The following is a 12,013-nucleotide window of genomic DNA, read 5'->3' on the forward strand; positions in this document are numbered from 1 at the left end:
CAATCTTTATTTTTGGCAAGATTTAATGCGAAATGATGCTCATTTTCAATATATACACTGGTCATTAATATATCGTATGCGGGTGATAATCTTGGTGCACTTTTATCGTAATAAATCATACTCCAGTTCTTTAAGTGTACATCTCCATTAGCGAGTAAAATATTGATGAGTAAACGGCTGGCAAATTGCTGAATATCAATAATTTTGTTATCTGATAATTGATAAATGATCTTTCCTATCTGCTCATAATTTGTGGTGCTGTATTTCTGATGTGGATATGCGCCGAAGATCTGAGCAAAATCTTCGATGTGAATAAGCTCTGTAGTATCAGCAGTACTCTGTCTATCAAATCTTTTGATTGCGAAAGCATATTGCTCTTGGGGTAAATTTAATGGTGGAAGGTCTTGTAAAAGGGCCATATCCACCAAGCGAATCTCAGGGACATCTATTCCGACCGTTTTGGCAAGGGTCATCATAGAATATTCATTTAGCGGAACAAAAGCATGTCTGGAAGAAGGAGTTTTGATAATCCAGTCCCCGAGTAGAGTCGTTTCCGTTGCCTGTGCTAGTGTAAAACGCCCATCTTTGGCTTTCATGGAAAACTTCATTTGGACGCCGGCCAAGGAAAACTTATTATCTGTTCGAATCTCTTGCTTTAAAATTTGATCTGGATTCGAGATCTGCAGTTTGAATTTTATTTCATCTGGAATTTCTTCTGGATCTAATGGAGTCGCAATGAGTGCTCCAGGTAAATCATGACCTAAAGCTGCCAATAACTGAAATTCATTGTCTATATGTACTTTGAGGCTTTGTGCAATCAGTTCACGTAATGCACCTTCTGGTAGCAAGTTTGATAGCAAGGGGTGTAAGCGCTGATGTGTAACATAGGTCTTTTCTAAAATTTTATCCGCTTGAGGATACAAGGGGGAAGTCAGCAGGCTCAAGGTCGGACGTTGCTGATCAAAGCGGAAAGAATCTGTAAAAACCAGAATATTTTTTCCGCTCTGAAATCCTGCCAAGTATCCAACGATACCGTGATGTAATGTTAATTTCAGGACGGCAACAGTATTCATGGTTCCTCTCCTCCGAGAAGACCCTTCCATGGGTTAGTCATTAAGTCATCCTGATCTTCAATAGTGACTTTAATTTCATCATTCAATAATTGTCTTATCAAATGAACCTTATCATCAGGGATGAGCATCAGTTGAGCATTTAATCCTGCCGCTATAATTTCTAAGGTCTCTAATCGAGGGTTGCCCTGACTTTCCAGTTTTTGGTACTGCTGTCTTGAAATGCCTGTACGGGATTGCATATCAACTTGCTTTAAGCCCAATTGGGTTCGTCTTTTTTTGATTTGCTGAAGTAAAGACTTATTCATTGTAGATACATTTATTGCTTTTAGGTCCTATAAGAAACATATTAGTTTCTTTTTTTTTGAAAAGCAATTTATGAATTTATCATTTCGATCTGTAAAATAGCCCTACTTGTATGAGAAATGGGTGTTCAAGTTGTTGTTGATTTTGCATTGTTGGATGTAAATACCAAATGATAAGAGCCTGTAAATAATTTCATTCATCATATTCTGAAAATATTTCTTCAATTTCATCCCACTGTGGCAATTTAAACTTTTTTTTATTCACTTCGAATTGTAAACCCACGCCATCAAGCACACGTTCAAATATGTCAAATGAACCTGTAAAACGGCCATTCTCTATCTCTGAAATTGTTGTTTTATTGACTTTAGTCTTTTCTGAAAGACTTTTCTGTGTATAGCCTAATCCTTTTCTTGCCAAACGTATTTCTTTACCTATTTCGCCTCTTGTAGCCATATCAATTTTTCGCTCCCGAAACTTGTTAGCCATATAGCAAACTTTTAACTAATTATGGTGAATGTTTGCTATATAGCAAACTTCTATAATGATTGTTGAATAGTTATTGAATTTATAAGGGGGATTTACCTCGCATCAGGTTAATAAAATCCAATATATAGCAGCAGTTCGCAATTAATTGACGGAATTAGGCCAGACATATACATCTTGAGAAGAAGGGGGATTCTTATACCTCGCATTTGAATTATTGGAGAGGACTATCACTTTCAAATTTTTCTATAATACTTTGCTTATCTTAAAGTTTAGCCCGAAGACCTTCCACCAATTGTAAAACAGAGGCCAATCCTTGAGGGTTCTGAATCTGTTCTATTGGAATACCACTCATCAATTTATTGGGTGATTTCATAAAATGCTGCATCCAGGCTGTATCCCCACCTGTAAGAGCATCTAGTGATGTGGTAATACGGATTAAAGTGAGGGCGATTTCTCCCTGTTTTGAAGTGGGATCTAATTCAAGAGAGGTTAATTTTTTCACTGAATCTATATTCAGTATTAAGGCTAGTTGATCTTGTGTAAGACCAAGGCGCTCAGCAGCAGCTAAAACTGCCTTAGCTAATATCATTTTCTGTTTTGCAGTTTTTTCTGATGTTGTACGCATGACTGATCCCTGTTTCAGACGCTGCTAATTCATAGAGTTTATACTATTTAATTATCGTTGATCAGACATCCAATTTTTACTAAAGATATATTAAATTTGACTTTAGATAAGGAAACAACGGTTAAATTATTTAACAGCATGTAGTGATTTCTAGTCCTGCAACTTGGAGTTCAAGAGATCGAGGTCTACCGATACAGGCTAAATGTAAACAGAATTTAAACGCTGCCAGTGCTTTGGCATCTTTTGTTGAGTAAAGCTGGAGACGAACATAATCTTCTTGAGTCGTAGGATGCTCTGTTGTGCTCGATTTAGTCAGCTTCAGTAATAAAGGTTGTTTCTTTTTATCTAACAATTGTACCAAGTCTTGTCCAAGCAAATGCCAAAATTGATGGGGAAACAGGTCTTTTACCTTGGAATAAAATGATTCCAATTGATCGATTTTATTCCATCGATAATGAATGCCGGTATGAGAAACTGTAACACGACTTAAAAATGTCTCAAGCACCGCTTTTATTTGATCTGGCTTTTTTTCAAATATATTTTGAATATTTTCAAAAAAATAGTTCCTTGCTGTGCGCTCTTCAACGGTATCTATCATGGCGGGTTTCAAAGGTTTATCCAGATGATTTGTGTTGTTGAGATCAAATAATCTTGGGTTATTTTTTTGAGACTTGAGCTGGCCTAGTTGTTTTGCATTTTCATACCAGTAGTTAACCAGTTCTACAGGTAAACACATTTCCTTTGAGACTAGATCTGGATCATGATGAATTTCCAGTAAATTTAAGCATTTAAAAAACCATGCAAATGAAATTTTGGATTCCTTTGTTCCTGCAAAATATTTAAAAAAATCATGAGGCTGAGCGTTAAATGAAACCTCATCTAGAATATCTTCTACGTTACTTTTTAACCAGTCAGTTTGATCGTTGAGTAACTGCTGACTTAAATGGACAGCATGTTTTTCGAAATTGAATGGAGCAGAATCTTTTACTGTGTTTAAAAATTTGAAAGAAGGCAGGTAGCCCATCATTTTCTTTGCTAATTGAGTATCTATGTCTGGGTGATATTGCAGTATTTTATGTCCAGCGATCAGGTAGCTCAGATGAATATAGCTTTTAAAGGTTTCCGTAGGGTCAATGTGACCCAGTAAATGGGCAATCATAAACCAATGATTTTGACCATGCGTATTACGGAGTAACTCTGTCCGAATGGACTGATATTCTTCTGCAGTATAATCCGTAAGATTCTTGACCAGTGGAGCATAATCGCAGTTGAGCAGAATGGATAAGTGATTGGCAGCCGTGTGTCGAAATGAGTGAAAAGAATAGTCATGAGTTTTAAAAAGCTCGTTCATAATCATTCTGAAAGGTGTTGTCACCGTATGTTTGTTCAGCTTGCTATTTTCATTCCAGTTGCTGAATAGGTATAAGTTTTCCTGATTGAGTAATCGTTGCTCGACTACATGATTATGAAATATTTGATATTCATCGGTTTTTAATAAGCAATATACAGGGACTTTGCGTTCAGCACTATCTGTTTTAAGTTGATGTAAGTTTCCTTTCTTTTTTGAGCCGTAGGGCTGAATCCAAACGGATAAACAGCTCAAGCCCTCGATATCCCGCACACGTAAGCCGAGAATTTCATTAATACGCATACCGGTACGGTAAGCTAAAATATAGATGATTTTTAATGTCTTATACGTATTTTCTTGACTATTAGCCCCTGAAAATAAGGTATCTAACTTGTTCATGAAAGCTTGATAAGTCATGGGACCAATGATACGTGCTCTCGGTCTGTTTTGTATGGCAATTGACTCTAATTCGAGAGACTCAGCGTCAAAAACTGTTTGTTGAAAGCTATGGAAGCGTTTCAACATTCTGACGGTCTGACCACTGGATTTTTTAAAGTTAAGCTCGCCTGCCTCATCTGCAAGTCGGGTATTCGTAATGATTTGCTGATAGATATTAGCCAGTATCGTATTCAGATCATCTTCGCTATCTAGATATTGTAAAGAATGGGTTAGCCAAGGCTCGGCAATACGCGAATAATAAGTGTAAATCGAACCGTCTTTTAAACGCTTATTCTGCTGAAACGATTTTTGAAATTGGTTTACGCAAAAATTAAAACGTTCAGCCAGTGGCTGAATCTGTTCTAATTCTGGTTTATAAAGGCTGATGAGCCATAAGGCGACACGTTTACTATACTCATTAAATTTATTAGTATTTTCAATGCAATATTTAATGATTAATGCATCGATACTTTGATCAGTTTGTGATGTACGAATCAGTTGTAAAAGGTCTTTGTGAATCTTTATAACATCATCCAAGGCTTGCTGAATGTCATCATTAGAGTAGGATTCCCTCACAGTAGATGGTGATTTTTCTACATTTGAATCAGTAAGAGTGTCCTGCTGATATTTAAATTTTGGATGAAGAAATCTTTCAAATTCTATTTCTGATAAGCCACAGGTTGCAGTATTCTCAATGAGGCATTGTGAAAGTGCAGGATCAATGTCAACTTTCGGGAGTTGCATCCAGTTAAAGTTGGCGTAGTCGCGTAACAATTTATAAGTTTTGAGATTAAATGGTAACTTAATCTTATTAAAAATAAGCTGTAGATAGTCTTCTACATTCTGGTTTACTGTACGAATATTTCTGCTATTAAAATGAATTAACCATAAGCGTGTAATTTGATCCGGAATAAAATTACGCGATTTACGGATGGTTTTTTCATCAATAAAGAGATCTCCATAAGAGGGGGAGAGCGGTTCTAAAAATATAATGTTCAGATCTTCGATCTTTCTGATTTTTGCCGGATCTTTTAAGTGTTCAAGCAAAGCTTCTAAAGAGGATTTTTGATTTAAGCCTGAGTAAAGCAGGGCAGAAATAACAATATTTCCAATGATTTCATCATCAGAAAATGTCTTGCTATCTTTCGCTAGAATCCAGTAGTCCCAAAGCTTATCAAGAACTTCATCAACCTGATGTCCCTTCTCGATCCAGTCCATTGTAAAAACCGGCTGATCACGCTGCATCTCAAATGTCAGATTTGGTAGGGGCAAAGTCTCACGACGATTTAAATTGATTTGCTTGATATATGACCGAAAAAATTCATGCGCATATTTTTTCCAGGCCAAGCTTGGAGCTTTGCGTTTAATAAACTCATAAATTGCTGGATAGAAGGATTCAAGATGCCCTTTTTGTTCCAAATCTTGTTCTTGGAAGTATTGAATTAGCTCCTGTTCTACATCTGCTCGAAGCTGTTTTTCCTGATCGAGTCGGTCTTGTTTTCTACGTGCTTCGGCATATAGTGTTCGAGTTTGCTTAGTACGTTTATTGAGTGAGGACATCTAGTTCAATACCGGTAATATTAAAATGATCTTTCATTTGTTCAAGAATATGAGCAATGCTTGAATATTGTGAAATAGATAAGCTGGAATAAGGATGAGCAGCTTCTTGCTGCATCGGTTCATGACCGAATAAAGCTAAAATTTCAATTTCGTTAATTTTATTGCTGAGAAACGCACGGGCAGTATGCCGGTGCCAGTTTTCATGCTCCAAACCTAACTCAGGATGAAAGTTTTTTACAATTGATGGCCTTAATGGGTGCCATTGACCATCCTGAAAGATATTCAAAAGTGGAAGCTTGCTCTCTAAAATATGTTGAATATATTGTGGAATTTCTGGCTGACTAGGAGCAATTTGAGTTTTAAAATAATGTAAAAATTCTATGAATTTCTGGAGTTCTTGTGCGACAAAATGACCCAGTGGAATTAAACGTCCATAGCCTTGACGCCCACCCACCTCTTTATCAGAAACCATGCATATTTTTCTTTTCAGGTTAAAGCTTTTTAAAAAACCTGGAAATTCAGCGACGGGTCGTGCAGCAGTAAAGAGCAACAAGAAATGCCACATCCACAGATTGTAATGATTGAAAATTGCTATCCAGTCGTCTTCTTTTTGTGAAATTATTCTGAATTTGAGTGTGGCAAAGATATTTTGAATCACATTTGAAGTAGGTGCTTTGCGGCTACCAAAGTTTTTTTCTGCAGCATATTCGATATTCTGGTAGTCATCGGATAACGACTCACACAGCTCTTTTAAAATTGAGACATATTCAGTCTGTAAAGTCAGGATATTTTGATGACAATAAGAAGTAGAAGAAGACTTATTTGCATCAATACCGGTGAGAAGGTCAGCAAGCTGTTTATTTCCAGTGCGTTGCAAAATAGTCTGATGTAAAAGAGAGCTAATTCTTATTAATGATAATTTTGGAATATAAAGTTTGGCTCTCAGCTGTTTCAAATGTTGCTGAATGTCCTCTTCCGTAACGGTGTTACCATCTCGTAGCGAAGCAATAAATGAATTCGGGATCGGGATGTCCAGATGAACTGTTTGGTTGAGCAAGCCATCTGGATAAGCAAAATCCTTATTTTCAAAAATTGAAAATTTACTTCTCAGAAAATATTGCCCATTGCTTTGCTTGATCTGTTGGCGAGAATTCAATTTTTTAGCACGTTTACTTTGTAGATGTAGCCACTCCTGGATTTTATTTCCGGTCAGAAATGACAGCATCAGGATCAAGGATGCCTTCTTTTTTTTGGTTTCTTTATCCTTGTCTTTAGAGTCTTCTTCAATTTCAACAATGTAATTTTTATATAGTTCAGTAAGTAGAGCACTTATACTTGTGATATTAGGAAAGAGGCTGCTGTATGGCAGCAAATGTTCTTTTCGTTGAATATGTTTGGCAACCAGAGGCAGCACATAGCTCTGGCTGGATTCTGAATATTCAGCCAGAGGGGTAACGATGGTTGGGTCTACAAGTATTTGACGTGTATCTTGGTCATCTAGTTGTTTTTCTATATTGAGAGCTTTAGATTTTTGCCCTTTTTTAATTTCTGAACTTTCTACAATCAGCTGATCTTCGTCTAAAAATTCATGTTGCAGTTGAGTCTCGATGCTCTCTTTGGCAATTTTTGCTTTATTTTCCAAAACATAATTAAAGGTGATGCGGATCACTTTGAGCAGGTTTTGCATAAAATCATTAGATGACTCTTTATCACGTTCTTCATCAATAACCTCATTCAAATACCGAATAAATTCAACTAAGGAAAGGGATGGATCTTTAAGATACTTTTTCCAAAGAAGCATATATTCAGGAGTATTTTGATATTCTTTTTCGGAACTCAGAACCCGATTGGCGGTACGGAAGCGCTGGAATAAACGTTTTACAGTGTTGAAATGTTCTGTGTGATCATCTTTAAAAAGTTCAGGTTGAATGTCTGGAAGCGCAATTAGGTAAACTGCTGCTTTTAAGACCAGGATATTCCAGATTAACGCATTTTCTTCTGACTTTGCTAATTGTGCAATTGAGTTCACATACCAAGTGACTGGTGTTGCGCGAACAGTATGTTTTCGAGAGGAGACCAAGGCAGCGGGTCTAGCAACAACAGAACTGGTTTCTAGATCAAAATCTAATAGATCGAGATTCAGCCCTTCCAGACATTGATCAGTTGGATATGAAATCAGTAAATCAGCAACATATTGAATATGTTTGGTACGTTGGAGCTGCTCGTCACCAAAGAGTTTTTCCAGTGTCTGTTTTAATGATACCCGCGTAATATCAGCAGCATTTTGATGGCTTGGGTTAGATTCTGACATTATGCTTTCCATAGCTGATCTGGCGTGAGAACGAAGTCGGGATTGTTTAGAAGCTGCTGCACAATTCCACTGGTTTGCTGCAGTTGATCAAGCACATTCTGTCTTTTCCGGTTTATAACTTTATTGCGGTAATTCAGTTGATTTTGTGTGCATGACAGCAGTTCTGCAAGCAGATCCAAGCTCATAGTACGGTGAGGTTTGAAAGAATTTTCTTTGTTTAAAGCCAGGATAACTTCAGATGAAATATGGGCATTAATCAGCGATTGCATTTTTTTAGGGTTAAGTCGGTCCAGTTCATGATAAAAGGACAGAAATTTTATGAATTCTGAACTTGCCACTTTTTTTAATAGCTCAATTTTGTCCTCATCTTGAGGAAAAGAATGAACAAGTACGTTAATATTTTTTGGTATATGCTGAGACCAATATAGAAACCACTGAAAATTATTTGTAATGGTAAAACCAGAGAAATTAGGATCTTTCCATACGTGAAGTTCGAGACTTGGATTTAATGTAGACAAATCAGTTTTTAAGGATTTAAAAGCCTCTTGATAGCAAAGATAAATTCCAGAAAAATAAGGATGTACACTGATTTGGATTTTATTAAAATTTTTACACAACAATTTTTTAGGTGTGCCAAATTTTTCATTGAAATCAAAAGCCGTTTCCATAGTCCCCATAAGTGTAAAAAACAATCAATTGAATATTCTTATAATTTTTTGAAATATTAAACAAGATTGATATACCCCATATCTTGTGTATATTTACAATTAATATACAATATATTGTTATTTTTATATAATTTTAAGAACTAAATAACAACCTATAACATGCTGTATATTTGAAGATATAGAGGTTCTTACTTGGGAAATTAAACAATTGAAACAGGTAGAAGTTGTTACAGATATTCTATGCAATCAATCTCCCACTTGAGTTTTCAGCCTTATTCGCACATTGGAGGTATAGTTTCAAGCCTGATGAAAACGGAGCTTGGAAATTTTTATTAGCTAAAGAACTGAAAGAAGTTGAATATTAAATTAATACAGCCTCAAAATTAAAATGGACCTCTTTACCTAGAGGGCTATTATTTTGAGTTCATAGGGGACAGCTCTAGTTATCCCAGTATGAGACAGCCTCATTCTGCCCTGTTTCAAATGCTTTTGGACTCATTCTTTCGAGATGCTAATGGCACCTGATTTGATTATAAAATATCTTTATATAATCTTATAAGTTTTCTAAGTGACCTAAATTTTTATTTTGTACGCTATGAAGGATAGTTTGCAAAATTTCAATTCGTGCAGCATATTTACTATCATTGGCAATGATGTGCCAAGGAGAAATATCTGTGCTCGTATATTTGAACATATCTGATGCTGCTTGTAAGTAGGCATCCCACTTTTCTCTATTACGCCAATCATCTTCTGTTAATTTGAAGCTTTTTTGAGGTGTATTTTTTCGCTTGTAAAAACGACGTAATTGTTCATCTTTTGAAATTGCTAGCCAAAATTTTATAACAATTGTATTTGTATCAGACAGTTGTTTTTCGTACTGATTTATTTCTTCATAAGCATTTTGCCATTCTATTGGGTTAATTAAATCTTCTACACGTTCTACAAGTACACGTCCATACCAGCTGCGATCAAAAATATTAAGTGCCCCATTAGTTGAATGCTTATTCCAAAAACGCCACAAATAAGGACGTAATCGTTCAAAATTTTCTGGTGCTGAAATACTATGAATATTATATTCGTGTAGCCCTAGAAATTTAATGATGCGCTTAATTGAACTGCCTTTACCTGCGGCATCCATACCTTCAAAAACTAATACAACGTTATGTGATGAATAACGTAGAACATCTGCGACTTTCCTTTCTAGTTGTTTAATGGTTTTTTTATACTCTATGTGGCTAATTTCACTTTTTTTTATTTGAGTTAAAATTGAAGGAATAGGTGCCGCCTGATATTTAAATTTATTCTTAATTTGTACAGGTGGTAGTTTTAGATGTTTAAGTATTAATTGAGAAAACTGTGTATTTCTTTCTATATTGTTTTCACTATTAATGATTACCCAATCGTGGGTGAATCTATTTCTTAAAGTTTGAATTTGATTGTATAAGGTTTTAGTTTTCCATTTTTTTTGTGGAAAATCATCCCATGTAAAACGTGGAACTCTTTGGATTTTATTAATAATATCAATATTTTTTGTGCGAATTTTTACTTTGCTCCATGAAACATCAAACCAAACTTTAATAATATCTACATTATTATTTTTTAAGTAACTTTCAAATTCATATATACGCTTTAAGTGTTCGTTGAATACATTATTTTGTATTTTTTCATCATTTAATATAGTTGACGCTAGTAAATCAGTATACCAATTCCCATAAAAAAACATGATTTGTCCATTTTTTGGAATGTCATTTATGTATGGTTGCCAAATTAATTTATTTTCTTTGACTCTATTTGGGGTTTCAGCCTTAATTTTTAAATATCTAGGATCCATTAATTCACTTAGCTTTTTGATTGATTGATTTTTTCGCGTTAGTTCAATTCCGCCAATTATTACTAATATACTTTTTGATTTAGAATTCTTGAGTTTATATTGTTCTTGAATTAATTTAATGGAGAGGTCTTGATAATTCATTTTAAGTCTCGTTTAAAAAATTTTTAATAAAATAATTATAAATTCAGTTACAGTCAATGTTATTGTTTTATTATTAAAGTTGTTTTGCAACAACTTTTTTTTGTGCCATTAAAACAAAGCCGACTAAAAAGATCGGTATTTTTTTTATTATTATTTTTATTAGTATTTTTAATGTAAGTTATTGTTATTTATTTATATTTAAAATATTAAAAGGCGGATTCAAGCGGCAAGTGCAACAGTATAAAAACCAGCCATAACTTCACTCGGTGTATACCAACCTAGTGTTTTTCTAGGACGATGGTTGAGTGCAAATTCTATCTGCTCTATTTGTTCGTTTGACACGTCATCAAACGATGATGATTTTGGCAGATATTGACGGATTAAACCATTCGTATTTTCATTTCTAGCTCGCTGAATAGACTTGTAAGGATCAGCAAAATACGTCTCTATGCCAGCATCAGTAATTCTTTTGTGTTCGGAAAATTCTTTGCCATTATCAAATGTCACACTATAAGCATGGCTCATTTGTAAACGATCTAATGCACAAGTAATCGTTTGAGAGGATGCTCTCGTTGGCCCTAAATGAACAATATGTACATACAGGCTCTTTCGATCAACGAGAGTCAATAAAGCACCTTTATGATGTTTACCAATCACCGTGTCACCTTCGAAATCTCCTAAACGTTGTCGTTGATCAATGACCTGGTCTCGGCAGTGAATACTTGTTTTATCAATGATTTGACCCCTAAGATCCGTGTTTTTGTAACCGCGTTTTCGATATTTCTTCTGAAGCCTTAAGTGTAGATAAAGTTTACCGCCTTTTGATTTATCTTGATAAATGTACTGGTAAATCCACTCATGTGAAGGTACACCCAGCCAACCGCGTTGTGTTAAAGCACCTGAAATTTGTTCTGGTGACCAGTCCAAACCAATCAAATAATCAATATAAGCGAAGGCAAATGCTGTCATTGATGATGAAGGACGGTACCGTCTTTGACTTGCAAATTTAGCTGCCTGTTGAGCTCTATATCCACGTTGCCCAGTATTTCTTTTTAATTCACGGTAGATGGTTGATCGTGAACGTCCTAACTCCCGAGCAAGGGTAGCGATTGAACTTTTACTTTTCAAAGTAGCATAAATTTCGTATCTTTCATCTTGAGAAAGTTGGGTGTATTTCTTCATTGTGTGCTTTCCAATTGCGAGTTGAAAAAGTCTAATGATTCTATGAA

Annotated in this window: 9 protein-coding genes; all 9 read right to left on the reverse strand. The window is 35.3% G+C overall.

The features are described 5' to 3' along the window. Positions 1-1,073, reverse strand: a 1,073-nt coding sequence (locus ACE01T_RS09915; protein WP_395519195.1) for a type II toxin-antitoxin system HipA family toxin, incomplete at its 3' end; no start/stop codon positions are given. Further along, on the reverse strand, positions 1,070-1,378 hold the full coding sequence (locus ACE01T_RS09920; RefSeq protein WP_004282130.1) for a helix-turn-helix transcriptional regulator: 309 nt from the start codon (positions 1,376-1,378) through the stop codon (positions 1,070-1,072). The genes ACE01T_RS09920 and ACE01T_RS09915, both read right to left, overlap by 4 nt. A gap of 190 nt (positions 1,379-1,568) precedes the next feature. Beyond that, positions 1,569-1,829 (reverse strand): helix-turn-helix domain-containing protein, encoded by a 261-nt coding sequence (locus ACE01T_RS09925; protein WP_004907126.1) that lies wholly within the window; start codon positions 1,827-1,829, stop codon positions 1,569-1,571. A 295-nt stretch (positions 1,830-2,124) separates the two neighbouring features. Beyond that, the gene (locus ACE01T_RS09930) at positions 2,125-2,487 is read right to left on the reverse strand and encodes an MbcA/ParS/Xre antitoxin family protein (RefSeq protein WP_004907123.1); all 363 of its coding nucleotides are present in this window, start codon (positions 2,485-2,487) and stop codon (positions 2,125-2,127) included. Positions 2,488-2,617: 130 nt separating this feature from the next. Continuing rightward, positions 2,618-5,833, reverse strand: coding sequence for a tyrosine-type recombinase/integrase (locus tag ACE01T_RS09935; RefSeq protein WP_004907120.1), 3,216 nt, complete (start codon positions 5,831-5,833; stop codon positions 2,618-2,620). After that, complete coding sequence (locus ACE01T_RS09940) at positions 5,817-8,144, reverse strand: hypothetical protein (RefSeq protein WP_004907117.1); 2,328 nt, start codon at positions 8,142-8,144, stop codon at positions 5,817-5,819. Before ACE01T_RS09940 ends, ACE01T_RS09935 begins: the two co-directional genes overlap by 17 nt. Continuing rightward, complete coding sequence (locus ACE01T_RS09945) at positions 8,144-8,812, reverse strand: hypothetical protein (RefSeq protein WP_010588950.1); 669 nt, start codon at positions 8,810-8,812, stop codon at positions 8,144-8,146. The genes ACE01T_RS09940 and ACE01T_RS09945 overlap by 1 nt, the downstream gene beginning before the upstream one ends. Positions 8,813-9,365: 553 nt before the next feature. Continuing rightward, entirely contained in the window at positions 9,366-10,784 is a 1,419-nt protein-coding gene (locus ACE01T_RS09950; RefSeq protein WP_125503267.1) for a phosphate--AMP phosphotransferase, read from the reverse strand. 219 nt (positions 10,785-11,003) lie between these two features. Further along, on the reverse strand, positions 11,004-11,966 hold the full coding sequence (locus ACE01T_RS09955) for an IS30 family transposase (protein WP_395519196.1): 963 nt from the start codon (positions 11,964-11,966) through the stop codon (positions 11,004-11,006). Positions 11,967-12,013: the final 47 nt, after the last annotated feature.

Source organism: Acinetobacter uliginosus (genome assembly GCF_044130295.1).
In the GTDB taxonomy this organism is placed as follows: Bacteria; Pseudomonadota; Gammaproteobacteria; order Pseudomonadales; family Moraxellaceae; genus Acinetobacter.

Excerpts from the sequence above, each read along its gene's own strand:
- ACE01T_RS09925 (WP_004907126.1), bottom strand. The coding sequence starts at position 1,829 with ATGGCTACAAGAGGCGAAATAGGTAAAGAAATACGTTTGGCAAGAAAA.
- ACE01T_RS09935 (WP_004907120.1), bottom strand. The coding sequence starts at position 5,833 with ATGTCCTCACTCAATAAACGTACTAAGCAAACTCGAACACTATATGCC.
- ACE01T_RS09920 (WP_004282130.1), bottom strand. The coding sequence starts at position 1,378 with ATGAATAAGTCTTTACTTCAGCAAATCAAAAAAAGACGAACCCAATTG.
- ACE01T_RS09940 (WP_004907117.1), bottom strand. The coding sequence starts at position 8,144 with ATGTCAGAATCTAACCCAAGCCATCAAAATGCTGCTGATATTACGCGG.
- ACE01T_RS09955 (WP_395519196.1), bottom strand. The coding sequence starts at position 11,966 with ATGAAGAAATACACCCAACTTTCTCAAGATGAAAGATACGAAATTTAT.
- ACE01T_RS09930 (WP_004907123.1), bottom strand. The coding sequence starts at position 2,487 with ATGCGTACAACATCAGAAAAAACTGCAAAACAGAAAATGATATTAGCT.
- ACE01T_RS09945 (WP_010588950.1), bottom strand. The coding sequence starts at position 8,812 with ATGGAAACGGCTTTTGATTTCAATGAAAAATTTGGCACACCTAAAAAA.
- ACE01T_RS09950 (WP_125503267.1), bottom strand. The coding sequence starts at position 10,784 with ATGAATTATCAAGACCTCTCCATTAAATTAATTCAAGAACAATATAAA.